Source organism: Amycolatopsis cihanbeyliensis, assembly GCF_006715045.1.
GTDB classification, from domain to species: Bacteria; Actinomycetota; Actinomycetes; order Mycobacteriales; family Pseudonocardiaceae; genus Amycolatopsis; species Amycolatopsis cihanbeyliensis.
In genome coordinates, this window is sequence record NZ_VFML01000002.1 from 329,003 (window position 1) to 344,384 (window position 15,382).

The following is a 15,382-nucleotide window of genomic DNA, read 5'->3' on the forward strand; positions in this document are numbered from 1 at the left end:
TCTTCCGCTCTCGCTAGGTCCTGCGGCGCCGCAGCACCTGGTCCATGCTGACCGCGCCGAGGATCAGCAGACCCTCCACGACCTGCTTGTAGGTGGTGTCCCAGCCGAGCAGGTTGAAGCCGTTGCCGATCAGGGTAAGGATGAGCACCCCGATCATGCCGCGCCAGATGGCGCCCTCCCCGCCACGCACGCTGGTGCCACCGACCACGGCCGCGGCGATCGCGGTGAGCTCCAGCAGGGTGCCCATGCTGGCCTGCGCCGAACCGCCCCGCGAGGCGAGCACCAGCCCGGCCAGCGCGGCGCAGATCCCGCTCAGCACGAACACCGACACCCGGATCAGCCCGACCCGGACGCCGGAGAGTCGTGCCGCCTCCTCGTTCCCGCCGACGGCGTAGATCCTCCTGCCGTAGGTCGTGCCGGACAGCAGCACCCAGCACACCGCCGCCACCAGCAGGAACAGCAGCGAGGACGCGGTGACCCCACCGAGCACGGTGGGCCAGCTCAACGACTGGAACGCGGCCAGCTGCCCGGCGGCCGGGTACACGATCGCGCCGCCCGTGATGATCACCGCGAGCCCCCGGTACACGATGCTGGCGGCGAGCGTGGCGATGAACGAGTGCACCCTGGCGGTCATCACCACGATGCCGTTGCAGGCGCCGAGCACCGCCCCGGTGCCGAGCGCGGCGAGCACCCCCAGCGTCACCCCGGCCTCGGTGGTGACCAGCACCGCCACGATCGCCGACACCGCGAGCACGGCGCTCATCGAGAGGTCGAAGACGCCGGCGATGATGCACAGGGTCGCGCCGCAGGCCAGTAGGCCGACCACCACCGCCTGGTCGAGCAGGTTCACCAGGTTCCCCGCGGTGAGGAAGGTGTCGGTGCTCAGCGAGAGGGCGACCACCATCGCGAGCAGGCTGAGCAGGATGCCGTAGTCACGCAGCAGGGTGAACCGCCTGCCCGCGACGCCGGCCGGGCGGGTCCGTTCCCGCGGCACGGTGTCCACCGGGCCGCGGTCGCCACGGTCGTCGAGGTCACTGCCCGGCGTCGGCGAAGGCAAGGCCGAGTACCTCCTCCCTGGACGCGGTGCCGCGGGCGACCTCGCCCACGACCCGCCCCTGCCGCATGACCAGCACCCGGTGGGCGAGGCCGAGTACCTCCTCGACCTCGGAGGACACCAGCAGCACGCCCATCCCGCGCCGGGCCAGGTCCACCAGCAGCTCGTGAATCTGCACCTTGGCCGCCACGTCCACCCCCCTGGTCGGCTCGTCCACCAGCAGCACCCGTGGCGTGCGTACCAACCACCTTCCGAACAGCACCTTCTGCTGGTTGCCCCCGGACAACGTCCACACCGGGCCGGCCGGATCGGCGCCGCGCACATCGAGCCGGTCAACCATACCGCCGGCGGCCGCGGACTCCGCGCGCCTGCGCAACAGCCCGGCCCGCTGTCGCTCCCCCAGGCTGGCCAGCGCCAGGTTCTCCCGCACCGAGCGGATCAGCACCAGGCCCTGCTCCTTGCGGTTCTCCGGGACCATGGCGAGGCCGTGCCGGATGGCGCGGGCCGGCGAGCCGGGCGGCACCGGCCTGCCCGCCACCAGTACCTCGCCCGCCTCCCGCCGGTCGGCACCGAAGATCGCCCGCAGCGTCTCCGAACGGCCGCTGCCGACCAGCCCGGCGATCCCGACGATCTCCCCGGCTCGCACCCGGAGGCTCACCTCGCGCACCGCCGCGCCGCGCCGCAGCCCCCGGGCCGCGAGCAACTCCGGGGCGTCCGCGGGCACCTCGGGCGGTTCCGGGTAGAGCACCTCCACCGGCCTGCCGACCATATGGCCGATCAGCCCGGGCGCGGTCTGTTCCGCGGCGGGCGCGGTGAGCACCCGCCGACCGTCCCGCAGCACGGTCACCAGATCGCATACGGCCAGTACGTCCTCGAGGAAGTGCGAGATCAGCACCACCGCGACCCCGTCCGCGGCGAGCCCGCGGATCAGCTCGTGTAGCTGCTCGGTCTCGGCCCTGGTCAGCAGCGCGGTCGGTTCGTCCAGCGCGATCACCCGCGCGTCCCTTGCCAGCGCGCGCAGGATCTCCACCTGGAGCTGCCCCACCACCGGCAGGTCGCGCACGGGCGTGTCGGGATCGAGCCGGAAGCCGGTGCGCTCCAGCAAGTCGGCGAACCGCGCCCGGTCCGCTCCCTGCCGCCGCAGGCCCGCGCGTTGCGACCAGGCACCGAGGAACACGTTGTCCAGCACGGGGAGCGCGGGCACCATGGCCAGTTCCTGGGAGATCAACGCGATCCGGTGCCGCAACGCCTGCCGCGGACTGCCCAGCGCGACCGGCTCGCCATCCACGAAGGCCCGGCCGCCGTCGGCCCGCACCGCCCCGCACACGATGCGCAGCAGCGTGCTCTTCCCCGCCCCGTTCTCGCCGAGGACCCCGTGCACCTCGCCGCCACGCAGGGCGAGCGAGACGTCGTCCAGCACCACCGTGCCGCCGTAACTCTTCCGGACGCGCTCGAGACTGACCCGCACGCCCGTGCCGGGGGTGCTACTCGTCGTACTCACCGGTCACGTCGGCCAGCACGTCCGCGGTGCCCTTTCCCTCGCCGGGCGCGAACTCGGCGTAGGAGGTCGACTCCGGCACCTGCTCCCCGTGGGCCTTGCGCAGGCCCAGCTCGGCGGCCTTGGCACCGGCGGTCCTCTCCGGCTGGTAGTAGGTGGCGAACCAGCGGCCTTCCTGGACCGCCCGCACGGCCTGCCGGGAACCGCCGTTGCCGACGAACAGCACGTCCTCGTCCCCGGCGACGGCCTCCGCGCCCGCGATGGCCTGTGAGGACCCGATCACCACGTCCACCCGCGGGTTGGCCTGCAGGATGTCCTGCATCGCCGCTCGCCCGCTCTGCTTGGTGTAGCCGCCCTCGACGCTGGCGACCACCTCGACACCCGCCGCGCGTACCGTACTCAGCACCGCCTCGGTGCGTGCGTTGTCCAGCGGAAGGGTCTTCATGCCCTCCAGGTAGGCCATCCGGCACGGCTCGGCACCCCGGTCGCGGCAGGCCTCCACCCCGAGCTCGCCCAGTTTGCGGCCGTTGTCCACCGGAACGTCGAGCAGTGTGATCGTTCCGGGTACCTGCGGCTCCGCCGTGTCGTAGCGGGTACCCACCGGGGTGAACTCCACCACCACGGTGATGCCCTGCTGCACCGCGGAACGCACGGCCGGCACCACCGCGGTGCCGTCGTTGGCCTGCACGATGAACACATCGAACCGACCGGAGGTGATGGCGTCCTGGATCTGCCGTACCTGGGTCTGCGCGTCGAAGTTGGGGTCGTGGAACTCCGCCTCGGCACCGTTGGCCTTCGCGTACTCCTCGATCCCGGCAAAAGTCGCCGTCGCGAAGGAATTCGCCTTGGCGAAACCGAAGAACGCGATCCGGTCCGGCCCGTCCCCTCCCGTCTCGGCCCCACCCGAGGCCCCTTCCCGCGTTTCCGGATTCACGCAGGCCACGGCCAGGCCCAGTACGCCAAGCAGTGCGAACAGCGCGGTGCGCCGTCGTGACATAAGTCGGCTCCCCTGTATTCGGCTCGGAAGACCCGACACTATGCCGTGTGCGGCCTACCTCGCGCTAGGTCGGAATGGTTGGTCCGGCGATTGTCACCGGCCGCGGGGTACGCTCCCCGGGGCCGGGAAGCAGGACGAAGGCAGGGCACCGACGGAGGGGACGCGGCCGTGCAGATCACCCGCGCGCAACGCAGCGCCGTTGCGGAACGGATCACGCAGCTGGAGCGTTCCTTCTACGGGCGGGGCCCGAGCAACGTCAAGGTGTCGGTGAGCCAGGACGTACCAGTGAGCCTGGTGGTGCTGTCGATCGACAGCCTCACCGCCGCGGACAGCGTGCTCAGCGCGCGCGGGCACCGGGAGGCCGTGATCAGGCACCACGAGGCGTTGCACGACGTGACCAGGGCCGACTTCATCAACGCTGTCGAGGATGTCGTGGGCAGCCAGGTACACGCCTATCTCGCCCAGGTGCACCCGGACACCGGCCATGCCGTCCGGGTGTTCATCTTCGCCGACTCGGGCGACTCCCGGGAGCTGGACAGCCTCGACGACCGGGACGACTGATTCCCCCGGAACCGCAAACGATTCCCTTGTACCGCAGGGTGAGTTAAGATCGATACAGCGGCGATCGCCGCGGAACACAACCATTCACCCGGGTCGCCACGCAGCCGCTCGACGAGGTTCGTCGGGTGCGCGGCGGGGTCACCCGAGCGAGACCATGCCGACGATGGGATCCGGCGAGGGCCACACGGGCCGGCGCCAGGTCACATCGCGGGTTCAAGCGGAGGAGCTTGTCTCGTGACAACTACATTGCGTACGTTGCGGACGTCGAAGCACTGGGCCGAGCTGTGCCCCCGGCCCGACGAGATCGACCAGGGCACCCGGGTCGGCGGGAAGCGGGTCCGGCCGGCAGGGCTGCACCGGATCGTGTCCACCGTCCTGGAACTGCCCGAGCTGTGGTCCGAACACGTGCGGTTCGATCTCGGCGAGCGTTACGTCACCCGGTTGCACCGGGACACCGATTTCGAGGTGTGGCTGATCTGCTGGGAACTCGGGCAGGACACGCTGCTGCACGACCACGGCGGCAGTGTCGGGGCGTTCGGGGTCGCCGGCGGCAGCCTGATCGAGGACCACGGCGACCTGCGCGGTGGGAGCCTGCGCACGCGGACCCACCCCGCGGGCAGCAGCGTCGCGTTCGGCACCGACTACCTGCACAACCTGGTCAACATCGCCACCGAGCCCGCGGTCACCGTGCACGCCTACTCCCAGCCGCTGCGCAGGATGAACTTCTACTGCTGGTTGCCATCGGGTCCGCACCACCTGCGGGAGCTGCCGTGCGACTCGCCGGAGCCGGACACCGGGGACCTGGAACGCCTCGCCGCGCGCACCAGGACGGCGCACCGATGACGGCCGAACCCGATGTGATCTCCCGGCAGCTCGCGCGCGCCAGGGAACGGATCCGGCGCTACCCGCCCGAGGAGGCCGTGCGCGCGGTGGAACGGGGCGCGCTGCTGGTGGACCTGCGCCCGCTGGAGTACCGGCTGCGGTTCGGCGAGATCCCCGGCGCGGTCGCGGTGTCCCGGCACGTGCTGGAATGGCGGTTGGACGTCTCCAGCGAATGGCGACTCAAGGAGCTGGCACCCGCGGATACCGACCGCGAGATCATCCTGATCTGCAACGAGGGCTACACCTCCAGCCTGGCCGCCTGGCAGGTGACGGAGCTACTCGGGCTGCGCGAGGTCGCGGATGTGACCGGGGGCTTCGCAGCCTGGCGCGCCGCCGGGCTGCCGGTCACCCCGCGCCTGGCGAGGACGGGCCCGGCTCAGCACACCTGAGCCGTGGGGATGGGTGCCGAGGTGACGTCCCGGAAGGCGTCCAGGACGATACGCACGGTCGGCACGCGGACCAGGTCCGGCCAGGTGAACGCGGAGATGCTGCGATGCATCGCGGGTTCCAGCGGGCGCGCGACCACATCCGGCCTGCAGGCGGCGGCGAGCATGAGCCGCGGGGTCACCGAGACGCCCAACCCGGCGGCCACCAGCCCCTGCACGGCAAGGGTGTCGTCGGTCGCGAAGGTGATGTCCGGGGTGAAACCGGCCGTGGCGCAGGCGTCCACGAGGTGGCCGCGACACCGCGGGCAGCCGCCGATCCACGCCTCGCCTGCCAGTTCGGCCAGGTGGACGACCCGGCGCTGCGCCAGGTGGTGCCCGGCGGGCAACAGCGCCACCAGCGGGTCGGACATCAGTGGCATCCGGAGCAACCCACTCGCCTCCGGCTCGTCCCGCCCTTCCGGGTAACTGAAGCCGAGCACCACATCGCAGCCACCGGAACGCATGGTGTGCAAGGAATCCGGTGGTTCTCCCTCCGCAAGGGACAGGCTCACGGCCGGGTGCCTGCTGCGCACCAGCGCGGCCACGGGTGGAACCAGGGTCGCGCTGCCGCTGGGAAACACGGTCAGCCGCACCCGTCCCGTGTGGCGGCCGGCCACCGCGGCCACGGTGGTCTGCGCGACGGTGACCCGGTGCAACAGGTCCTCGGCGTGCCGCAGCAGCTCGGCACCGGCCTCGGTGAAGACCACCCGCCTGCCCTCACGCACCACCAGCGGAGTGCCGAAGGCACGTTCGAGCGCCCGCATCTGCTGGCTGATCGCCGGCTGGGTGTAGCCGAGTTCCCTTGCCGCACCCGAGAACGAGCCCGCCCGCGCGACCTCGTACAGCATCCGTAGATGACGCAGTTCCAGCACCCATCCAGCACTACCACCGGCGCCGCCCGCCCGCGACGGCCACCGGGCTGGTTCCACGCCGGCCGGTGTCGTGTCCAAAGTCGGGTTGTTCAGGTCCGCAGTGTGCGCCGCCACTACTGTGACCCGCAACGACCGCTCGCACGGGCCTGTCGGCCCGCGGTCGCTGGGGTCGTTCTGAACAACCCTCCGGGCCCGCGCGAACCATAAGCGCGGTTTGGCCCGGCCGGACTTTTCGTCATTGGACCGGGCCGGGCGGGCGAGCCCACGATGACCATGTGGTTACCCCGAGAATGACCGAGTTCGTGGCCCGGCTGTCCGGGCTGTTCGACCGGATCGACGATCCGCACGACCGGGCCCGCGCCGCGGCGGGCGCGCTGTCCGGCTTGCTGGACGCGGACGGCGTGCTGGCGCCCGAGCACACCGAGCCCGACCCGCTGCGGTACCGGCAGCATCTGGTGCATGTGGACGGTCGGCGCAGGTTTTCCGTGGTGTCCCTGGTCTGGCTTCCCGGGCAGCGCACTCCGGTGCACAGCCACGCCTGCTGGTGCGTGGTCGGGGTGGTGACCGGCAGGGAGGCGGAGACCCGCTACCGCCTCGACCCGACCGGGCGGGTCGAGCCCGCCGGCACCGCGGTGAACCTGCCCGGCGACGTGTGCTGGCTGGTGCCGCCGGAGCGGGATATCCACCGGGTGTGCAACGACGGCGACCGGCCGGCCGTCTCGCTGCACGTCTACGGCACGGATATCGCCGCCCGCGGCAGCAGCATCAATCAGGTGTACGCCGAACCCGCCGCGCCGCCACGTTCCCCCGAGCACGCGCCATGATCTCGCCGATCACCCCGGTCTTGGCGTCGGCGTAGTGCTGGATGTACCTCCAGGTGCGGGCGGCGAGCTCGCGCTTGGTCCCGGCGTACAGGTCACGGTCGGCCGGATCGGTTCGCAGGTGGTCGCGGAAGATCAGGAACCGCTCGATCTCGCCGCTGTCCGGCGAGTGGACGTGCAGGTTGGCATCGGTGTCCGGACCCTTGAACGCGCGGTGGCGTTCCCGGTCCGGTTCCCGGATCACCAGGCGGTACCCGGCCTTCTCCAGCGCGGGCAGGTAGGCGTCCTCGTCGTCGGAATCCGGCACGACGAGCAGGATGTCGATGATCGGTTCGGCGCACAGGCCGGGGACCGAGGTGGAACCGACGTGTTCCAGCAGCACCACCCGGTCACCGAGGACACCCCGGATCCGTTCGGCCTCCCGCTCGTACAGCAGGGGCCAGCCCGGGTCGTACTCGGCCAGGGTGACGGTGGAGTTCAGTTCCGGGGCCCCGCCCACCCAGATGGAATCGATCTCGGTGTCGGTGTAATCGGCACGTTCCGGCTTCGGCATGGCCAGCTTGTCCTTCCTCAAGGCAGCCGGTCAACGTAGCACGGGCAGCAGGTCGAGCACATCGGTCCACTCCCGATCGACCTCCAGCCGGTGCGTCCGCACGCCGGCCGAGGCCAGCGCGTCCAGGTGGCCCTGCCAGGCCGGGTGCCGGAACCGCGCGTCGCGGACCTGGTAGCCGACCACCATGGTCACCCCCGGCTCGCCAAGGGCGTCGTCGAGCACGGTCAGCGCCTGGTTGTCCGCCAGCCCGAGTGCCAGTTTCGCCACCGAGCCCGCGGTGGCCGGGGCGAACAGGAACACCTCAGGGTCCGGGTGCGGCCGCGGCCGGCTGGGCAACCGGGAGGTGCTGCGTATCTCCAGCCCGGTGAGCCCGCGCAGCCGGCCGAGCTCGCCGGAGTCGGCGAGCCACTCCGCCGCCGTCGGGGTCAGCGTGATCGCCAGTTCCCAGCCGCGCGCCGCGGCGGGTTCGGCGAGCTCGGCGCACAGCCTGCTCTCCACCCCGCCGCAGGAGCTCACGACCAGCCCGAGCGACCGGGCCATCAGGAGTCCGCCGGCTTGCGCAGGATCGCGCAGAACATCGCGTCGGTGCCGTGCCGGTGTGGCCACAGCTGCACGTAGGGACCCGCGCCGAGGGTGGGCACCCCGGGAAAGAACTCGCGGGCGTCCAGGGTCCGCGCCCCCGCCCTGCGCGCGGACTCGTGCACCACACCCTCGGTCTCGGCCAGGTGCGGGGAGCACACGACATAGCTCACCACCCCGCCGGGCCGGACCAGGTCCAGTGCGGCGAGCAGCAGTTGCCCCTGCAACCTGGTCAGCTCGGCGACATCCGAGGGCTTGCGCCTCCAGCGTGCCTCCGGCCTGCGCCGCAACGCGCCGAGCCCGGTGCACGGCGCGTCCACCAGCACCCGGTCGTACACACCGTCCAATCCGGACTCCCGGCCGTCGGCGACATGCACGGTGACCGGCAGGTCCTCGGTCGCCCGCTCCACCATCCGTGCCCGGTGCGGGGCCTTCTCCACCGCGTCCAGGGTGGCGCCCGCGGACTCGGCCAGCGCGCCGAGCAGCGCCGCCTTGCCACCCGGACCCGCGCACAGGTCCAGCCAGCGGGTGTCCTCGCCCGTTACCGGCACCGCGATGGTGGCGATCGCGCACAGCTGGCTGCCCTCGTCCTGCACCGCGGCCAGCCGCTCCTTGATCAACTCCGAGTCGGCGAGGTCACCGGTACCCGGCGGCAGGTGCACACCGTAGGGCGAGTAGGGAGCGGGGTCCCCGCCGGTGATCGCGGCCAGCTCCTCGGCGCTGATCGCGCCGGGCCTGGCGACGAGGTGCACCGCGGGCCGGGCGTCGTCGGCCAGCAGCGCGGCCTCCAACTCGGGCCCCCTGTCCCCCAGCGCCTCGGCGAACGAGCGAGCCACCCAGCGCGGGTGCGCGCTGCGCAGCGCCAGGTTACCGATCGGGTCGGTGGCGGGATCCGGTGCGATCTCCTCCACCCAGGCCTGTTCATCCTTTTCGGACACTTGACGTAGCACCGCGTTGGCGAAGCCGGCCACATGCGAGCCCGCGTCCGCACGCACCAGATCCACGGTGGAGGTCACCGCGGCGTGCTGCGCGACCCTGGTACGCAGTAGCTGATAAGCGCCGAGCCGCAGCGCGTCCAGCACGACGGCGTCCACTTTGTCCAGTGGCCGGTCGAGGCAGGCGCGGATGATCTCGTCGAGCAGGCCCTGCGCCCGCGCCGTGCCGTAGGTCAGCTCGGTGGCGAACGAGGCGTCCCTTCCGGTGATCCGGCGGTCGCGCAGCAGCTCCGGCAGCGCGAGGTTGGCGTAGGCGTCGCGCTCCCGGATCGCGCGCAGCACGTCCAGCGCGGCCCGCCTCGGCGGGTCCTCCGGTGGCGGGCGGCGCGGCCCCTCCTTGCGAGGCGCCGGCCTCCCCCGCTGCGGTCGTGCGGGTTTCCGATCCCGGCTCACGTCAGACGCTCCCCTCGCTCGATCCTCGTGCCACGCGCCCAGTCGGCGGCCGCCATCCGTTTCTTGCCCTGCGCCTGCACCTCACCGAGCCGCACCGGCACGGTCGCGGTCCCGGCGAGTACCCGCTTGCGTTCCACCAGCAGCTCACCCGGCGCCAGCGGGCCGGCGTCCGCGGCGATCGTGACCGGGCCGAGCTTCAGCCGCTCGCCGCGGAACTCGGCCCACGCACCCGGTTCCGGGGTGACCGCACGTACCTGACGGTGCACGGCGAGGGCGGGGTCGGTGAACACCACCCGCGCGTCCTCGACCGACACCTTGGGCGCGTAACTGAGGCCCTCGGCCGGCTGCGGTTCCGCACGCAGCGTCCCGTCCTCGATACCATCCATAGTAGACACGAGAAGCTTCGCGCCGGAGGCGGCGAGCCGTTCCAGCAGCGTGCCCGCGGTGTCGGTGTCCGCGATCGGCTCGGTCACCACGCCGTACACCGGACCCGCGTCCAGCTCGCGCACGATCCGGAAGGTCGAGGCGCCGGTCAGCTCGTCCCCCGCCCGGATCGCGGCCTGCACCGGCGCGGCACCCCGCCAGGCCGGCAGCAGTGAGAAGTGCAGGTTGACCCAGCCGTGCCGGGGCACCTCCAGCGCCCGCCGCGGCAGGAGCGCGCCGTAGGCCACCACCGGGCAGGCGTCCGGGGCCAGCTCGGCCAACCGCGCGAGGAAATCGGAGTCACCGGCACGCTGCGGGGTCAGCACCTCGATACCGTGCTCGTCGGCGAGGGCCGCCACCGGCGAGCGGGTGGCCCTGCGCCCCCGCCCCGACCTGGCGTCCGGGCGGGTCACCACGGCCACCACCTCGTGCCGGCCCGCGGCTATCAGGGCGCGCAGCGCGGGAACGGCTGGTTCCGGGGTGCCCGCGAACACCAGCCGCATCAGCCCGCCCCGTCCTCGGCCGGACCGTTCTTGCCACCTGGGAGATCGACCATCCCGGCCAGTCTAGAGGCCTGCCCCCGGCACCCCGAGCAGCGCTCCAGCCTGCCGCACCAGCGCGAGGGCGACCGGCGGCAGACGGGTCCGCGGTCGGGGTCGGGGTCGGGGTCGACAGCGTGACGCTGACCGCGGGACAGGCCTCGCCCGGCGGAAATCAGATGAGCTCGAGCGGATCCAGCTGCATCCGTACCGGCTCGGGATCCTTACGCGCGCTGCGCAGCGCGGCGGCCGCGTGCATCGCGGCGGCAAGGGCGTTGCCGTCCTGCCGCGGTACTCGCACCAGCGCGCGTTCCCGTTCGGTGCGCCCCTCGGCGTCCGGCTCCCCGAGCGGGACCGGGCCGAGCAGCTCGGCCGAGGGCGGCAGGCCGATCTCCGCCAGCAGGCCCGCCAGCGCGTCCGGCGAGCCCTCCAGGCTGGCCATCCGCACGGCGGGCGGGAAGCCGAGCTCGGTGCGCTCGGCCAGTTCACGCTCGGCATGCCAACCGGGGTCCCACCGGACGAGCGCCTGCACCGGCGACAGCGCGGCGTCCGCGCCGACCACCACCCTGCCGCCGCGGGTCCCCCTGCGCACCAGTGCGGCCGCGGTCATCCACCTGCGCAGCGTCTCCTCGGCGGCGCGCAGGTCCTGCCTGCCGAGCAGGGCCCAGCCGTCCAGCAGCAAGGCCGTGCCGTAGCCGCCCTCGGCCACCGGCTCGGCGCCGGGGGTGCACACCACCAGCGCCGGTTCGGCCTCGACGGTGGACAGCACCTCGCTGGCACCCGAGGTGCGTACGGGAACCCCGGGGAACGCCCTGCCGAGTTCCTCCGCGGTTCGCTTCGCGCCGACCACCACCGCACGCAGCCGGTCGGAGCCGCAGGCTGCGCACCGGAAACTCGAGTCGGGGACGCCGCACCACCGGCAACTCGGCGGGCCTGCCGCGGAGCCACCGGTCCCACCGGGCAGCATCAGCGGGCCCGCGCAGCGGCGACAGCGGACGGGGCCGCGGCACCGGCCGCAGGCCAACCCGGGCACGTAGCCGCGCCGCGGAACCTGCACCAGTACCGGTGCCCCCGCGGCCAGCGCCGCGCGGGCGGCCTCGAACGCCACCGCGGGCAGCCGGGCGGCTCGCGCGGCCTGGTCCCGCGCCAGGTCGAAGTCCTCGCCGAACGCCGTCACCCGAGGTGACTCGGCGCGCACCCTTTCCCGGTCGGCGAGCACCGGATGCGCCCACCCCGACTCCAGCAACAGCTGCGCCTCCGCGGTGCGGGCGAACCCCGCGACCAGCAACGAGGCGCCCTCGGTGTGCGCGCGCAGCATCAGCACGTCCCGCACGTGCGGGTACGGCATATGCGGGTCGACGTGCAGGTCGTCCCCGTCGTCCCAGACCACGAAGAGGCCGGTGTCGACGACCGGCGCGAACATGGCCGCCCTGGTACCGACCACCACCCGGACCGCACCGCGCAGGACGGCGAGCCAGCGCCGGTAGCGCTCGGCGGGCCCCAGGTCGGCCGAAAGAGCGACCACGGCCCGCTCACCCACCCGCTCGGCGCAGGCCACGTGCAGCCTGGCCACATCGCGATGATCGGGCACCACCAGCAGCGCGCCCCGGCCGGTCGCGGCGACGGTCGCGGCCAGCTCGGCCAGCCGGGCGGGCCAGTCCTCCCCGGGCAGGGCCTGCCAGACGGCGTGCGCCGCGCGGCCGGTGCCCAGCGCCTCGGCCAGGACAGGGCCGCGCGGGTAGCGCGGCCACCCTGTCTCGGCCGGCCGCGGCGGGGTGGCCGCGGGCTCCCTGGCCGGTTCGCCTTCGACCTTGGCGTGCCGGGGCGGGAGCGCGAGGCGCAGCACGTCGATCAGCGTCCCGCCGTAGCGCTGGGCCACCGCGCGGCAGAGCGCGGCAAGCCGCGGGGGCAGCACCGGTTCACTCGAGGTCACCCGCTCCAGGAAGGCGAGGGTGCCGGTGTGCTCGGTGTCCGCGCCCCGCTCCACCAGGAACCCGTCCACCAGCTGGCCGGCGAACCGCACCCGCACCCGGCATCCCGGCACCGCGGCGTCGTCCAGTTCCCGCGGCACCCGGTAGTCGAAGGTGCGGTCCAGGTGCGCCAGGGGCACATCGACGATCACCCTGGCCACCGGGTCGGTCTCCGCAGGCTGCCGCTGCCCCTTGCGGCCGGCCCCGCGCTTGCGGCCCGCCGCGGCCTTGCGCGGCGGGTCGGGCTTCGGCGCGGGACTCGGCAGGTCCCACAGCGGGGTCGGCTCGGGGCTGGTCACGCCCCTTTCTCTACCAGACGGTCAGGACGGGGTGGCCAGTCGCCGGGTGAGCAGCCGGTAGGCGGGGCGTTCCACCCAGGCCGTCAACGCCCAGCCGAGCAACACCGCGCAGCCGGTGAACGCGGGCACCCACACCCACCAGCGCAACCCGAGCTCGGCCAGCCGGAGCGCGAGGATCGTGCCGACCGTGTAGTGCATCAGGTACACGCCGTAGGAGATGCCGGCCAGCCAGCGCAGCGGCCGGGCGAACCGGTCGAGCCACGGCAGCTCCCAGGCCGGCCGGTAGGCCGCGACGCAGATCAGCACCAGCCCGAGGGTGAAGGCCTGCACCGAGTCCCCGTTCGGTGGATGCCAGGCGTGCGCCACCAGGATCACGCAGAGCATGGCGAACAGCTGCCCGAAACTCATCCGGCCCTTGGACCAGCGGTAGATGATCACGCCCGCGATCACCAGATGCGAGCGGTTCAGCCCGCTGCCGTCCAGCACCACGCTCAGCCACTGCGGCGGGGTGTCCCCCGGCGCCATGGCCAGCCCGCGCACGGCGAGCGGCACCAGCAGCACGGCCCACAGCACCCCGGTGGCCGCCTTGCCCCTGAGCCTGCCGCGGAACGCCAGCACCGCGATCGCGGTGAACGCACCGACCTGGACCGGCACCGTCCAGTGCGCGAGGTCGATGTACCGCACCTCGGGGATCCAGAGGTGCATCAGCGTGAGGTTGCCGATCAGGTCACCGAGGCCGGGCTGCGGGTAGTCCGCGGGGGCGAGCAACCGGGTGACAGCGAAGATCGCCAGTACGGCGACGAGGAACGCGGGCAGTAACCGGGCGATCCGGCGCACCCACCAGCGCACCGGGGTCTGCCTGCCGATCGTCATGGCGGCGAAGTACCCGGAGACGACGATCAGCACCGCGGCACCGAAGGGGAAGTCCATCCGCAACGGCGCGGGCAACGGGTCGAGCCCGGACAGGTTGACCGGCGCCAGGAAGGTGGCGTGAAAGGCGAGCACCGCTCCGATGCCGAGCACCCGGATGGCGTCCCAGCTGAGGTACCGAGCGGAGACCTTCGAGGCATTCTCCGCGCGCACCTCGGGCGCGGCGAGTTCGGGGATGGCTGCCACGAAGCCGGGACATTAGCAACAAGTCACCCAACCCCCAGTGGAGTGTGACGCAGACCACGCGCATCCCCTGAACGTGTCCATCCGGACACTCGACGCCTTCAGGCGCCGGTGGCGGAGCGGAGCGCGGCCGCCCGATCGGTGCGCTCCCACGGCAGGTCCAGCTCGGGGCGACCGAAGTGGCCGTAGGAGGCCGTCTGCGCGTAGATCGGGCGCAGCAGGTCCAGGTCCCGGATGATCGCGGCCGGGCGCAGGTCGAACACCTCGGTGATGGCGGCCTGGATCTTCGCCGGGTCCACGGTCTCGGTGCCGAAGGTCTCCACGAACAGCCCGACCGGGGAGGCCTTGCCGATCGCGTAGGCCACCTGCACCTCGATCCGCCCGGCCAGCCCCGCCGCCACCACGTTCTTCGCCACCCAGCGCATCGCGTAGGTCGCCGAACGGTCCACCTTGGAAGGGTCCTTGCCGGAGAAGGCGCCGCCACCGTGCCGGGCCATCCCGCCGTAGGTGTCCACGATGATCTTGCGGCCGGTCAGGCCCGCGTCCCCCATCGGCCCACCGATCACGAACCGCCCGGTCGGGTTGACCAGGAGGCGGGTGTCGGCCACGTCCCAGCCGAGATCGTGCACCACCGGGCCGACGACCTGCTCCCGCACATCCACCCCGAGCATGGTGTCCAGGTCGATGCCCTCGGCGTGCTGGCTGGAGACCACCACGGTGTCCAGCCGCACCGGCTGCTCCCCCGCGTACTCGATGGTCACCTGGGTCTTGCCGTCCGGGCGCAGGTAGGGCAGCACCCCGTCCTTGCGCACCGCGGCGAGCCGCCGGGACAACCGGTGCGCCAGCGCGATCGGCAACGGCAGCAACTCCGGGGTGTCCGAACAGGCGTAACCGAACATCAGCCCCTGGTCGCCCGCGCCCTGCCTGTCGATCTCGGCTGTGTCTTCCCTCTGGGGACCTTCCCGCCGGGGCTGTTCTCCAGCCCGGACCTCGTAGGCGGTGTCCACGCCCTGCGCGATGTCCGGGGACTGCGAGCCGATGGCCACGTTCACCCCGCACGAGTTGCCGTCGAACCCCTTGGCCGAGGAGTCGTACCCGATCTCCAGGATCTTGTCCCGCACGATCTTCGGGATATCCGCGTACGCCTCGGTGGTCACCTCGCCCGCCACGTGCACCTGGCCGGTGGTGATCATGGTTTCCACCGCGACCCGGCTGCGCGGATCGTCGGCCAGCAGCGCGTCCAGGACGGCGTCGCTGATCGCGTCGCAGATCTTGTCCGGGTGCCCCTCCGTCACCGACTCCGACGTGAACAACCTGCGGTTCGACGCGCTCACGAGACTCGTCACATCCCTCGCTGGTCCGGCTGGACAGTAGTCGCCCGAAAGCCTACCGAGATTCGCGGACGGTC

The 15,382-nt window shown here is 72.5% G+C and carries 15 protein-coding genes; 4 read left to right on the forward strand and 11 right to left on the reverse strand.

Features of this window, described 5'->3' with window-relative positions:
* Window positions 1–13: 13 nt before the first annotated feature.
* The 3 genes from FB471_RS30015 to FB471_RS30025 are packed head-to-tail and all read right to left on the reverse strand — an operon-like array spanning window position 14 to window position 3,549.
* Window positions 14–1,057, reverse strand: coding sequence for an ABC transporter permease (locus FB471_RS30015; protein WP_246076794.1), 1,044 nt, complete (start codon window positions 1,055–1,057; stop codon window positions 14–16).
* Window positions 1,032–2,555: a sugar ABC transporter ATP-binding protein gene (locus FB471_RS30020; RefSeq protein ID WP_246076795.1), complete on the reverse strand. Its 1,524-nt coding sequence runs from the start codon at window positions 2,553–2,555 to the stop codon at window positions 1,032–1,034. The genes FB471_RS30015 and FB471_RS30020 overlap by 26 nt, the downstream gene beginning before the upstream one ends.
* A complete protein-coding gene (locus FB471_RS30025) occupies window positions 2,539–3,549 on the reverse strand; it encodes a sugar ABC transporter substrate-binding protein (protein ID WP_142003111.1) in 1,011 nt (336 codons plus the stop codon). Before FB471_RS30025 ends, FB471_RS30020 begins: the two co-directional genes overlap by 17 nt.
* Before the next feature lie 168 nt (window positions 3,550–3,717).
* Between FB471_RS30025 and FB471_RS30030 the strand changes: the two genes are divergently transcribed.
* From FB471_RS30030 to FB471_RS30040, 3 genes are all read left to right on the forward strand, one after another.
* On the forward strand, window positions 3,718–4,110 hold the full coding sequence (locus FB471_RS30030; protein ID WP_170221055.1) for a Na-translocating system protein MpsC family protein: 393 nt from the start codon (window positions 3,718–3,720) through the stop codon (window positions 4,108–4,110).
* A gap of 255 nt (window positions 4,111–4,365) precedes the next feature.
* Window positions 4,366–4,953, forward strand: a complete 588-nt coding sequence (locus FB471_RS30035) for a cysteine dioxygenase (RefSeq protein WP_170221056.1) — start codon at window positions 4,366–4,368, stop codon at window positions 4,951–4,953.
* A complete protein-coding gene (locus FB471_RS30040) occupies window positions 4,950–5,381 on the forward strand; it encodes a rhodanese-like domain-containing protein (RefSeq protein ID WP_142003118.1) in 432 nt (143 codons plus the stop codon). The genes FB471_RS30035 and FB471_RS30040 overlap by 4 nt, the downstream gene beginning before the upstream one ends.
* Here the strand turns inward: FB471_RS30040 and FB471_RS30045 are convergent.
* Window positions 5,369–6,289 (reverse strand): LysR family transcriptional regulator, encoded by a 921-nt coding sequence (locus FB471_RS30045; protein WP_170221057.1) that lies wholly within the window; start codon window positions 6,287–6,289, stop codon window positions 5,369–5,371. The genes FB471_RS30040 and FB471_RS30045 overlap by 13 nt on opposite strands.
* Before the next feature lie 275 nt (window positions 6,290–6,564).
* On the opposite strand from FB471_RS30045, the gene FB471_RS30050 reads away from it, so the two are divergent.
* Window positions 6,565–7,113 (forward strand): cysteine dioxygenase family protein, encoded by a 549-nt coding sequence (locus FB471_RS30050; protein WP_142003120.1) that lies wholly within the window; start codon window positions 6,565–6,567, stop codon window positions 7,111–7,113.
* Here the strand turns inward: FB471_RS30050 and FB471_RS30055 are convergent.
* The 7 genes from FB471_RS30055 to metK form a co-directional block, all read right to left on the reverse strand.
* Window positions 7,055–7,663 (reverse strand): GrpB family protein, encoded by a 609-nt coding sequence (locus FB471_RS30055; RefSeq protein ID WP_142003915.1) that lies wholly within the window; start codon window positions 7,661–7,663, stop codon window positions 7,055–7,057. The two genes, FB471_RS30050 and FB471_RS30055, sit on opposite strands and share 59 nt — an antisense overlap.
* 30 nt (window positions 7,664–7,693) lie before the next feature.
* Entirely contained in the window at window positions 7,694–8,203 is a 510-nt protein-coding gene (locus FB471_RS30060; RefSeq protein ID WP_142003122.1) for a flavoprotein, read from the reverse strand.
* Entirely contained in the window at window positions 8,203–9,630 is a 1,428-nt protein-coding gene (locus tag FB471_RS30065; RefSeq protein WP_142003124.1) for an RsmB/NOP family class I SAM-dependent RNA methyltransferase, read from the reverse strand. Before FB471_RS30065 ends, FB471_RS30060 begins: the two co-directional genes overlap by 1 nt.
* Window positions 9,627–10,556 (reverse strand): methionyl-tRNA formyltransferase, encoded by a 930-nt coding sequence (fmt, locus tag FB471_RS30070; RefSeq protein ID WP_142003126.1) that lies wholly within the window; start codon window positions 10,554–10,556, stop codon window positions 9,627–9,629. The genes FB471_RS30065 and fmt overlap by 4 nt, the downstream gene beginning before the upstream one ends.
* Window positions 10,557–10,767: 211 nt before the next feature.
* Window positions 10,768–12,861 (reverse strand): primosomal protein N', encoded by a 2,094-nt coding sequence (locus FB471_RS30075; protein ID WP_142003128.1) that lies wholly within the window; start codon window positions 12,859–12,861, stop codon window positions 10,768–10,770.
* 21 nt (window positions 12,862–12,882) lie between these two features.
* Window positions 12,883–13,977 (reverse strand): acyltransferase family protein, encoded by a 1,095-nt coding sequence (locus FB471_RS30080; protein WP_142003130.1) that lies wholly within the window; start codon window positions 13,975–13,977, stop codon window positions 12,883–12,885.
* 98 nt (window positions 13,978–14,075) lie between these two features.
* Window positions 14,076–15,308 carry a methionine adenosyltransferase gene (gene metK, locus FB471_RS30085; protein ID WP_170221058.1) on the reverse strand — a complete coding sequence of 411 codons (1,233 nt, stop codon included), beginning with the start codon at window positions 15,306–15,308 and terminating at the stop codon, window positions 14,076–14,078.
* Window positions 15,309–15,382: the final 74 nt, after the last annotated feature.

What these genes read in the sequence shown, in the direction of transcription:
- FB471_RS30025 (WP_142003111.1), bottom strand. Translation starts at nt 3,549, where the DNA reads ATGTCACGACGGCGCACCGCGCTGTTCGCACTGCTTGGCGTACTGGGC.
- FB471_RS30040 (WP_142003118.1), top strand. Translation starts at nt 4,950, where the DNA reads ATGACGGCCGAACCCGATGTGATCTCCCGGCAGCTCGCGCGCGCCAGG.
- FB471_RS30060 (WP_142003122.1), bottom strand. Translation starts at nt 8,203, where the DNA reads ATGGCCCGGTCGCTCGGGCTGGTCGTGAGCTCCTGCGGCGGGGTGGAG.
- fmt (WP_142003126.1), bottom strand. Translation starts at nt 10,556, where the DNA reads ATGCGGCTGGTGTTCGCGGGCACCCCGGAACCAGCCGTTCCCGCGCTG.
- FB471_RS30055 (WP_142003915.1), bottom strand. Translation starts at nt 7,663, where the DNA reads ATGCCGAAGCCGGAACGTGCCGATTACACCGACACCGAGATCGATTCC.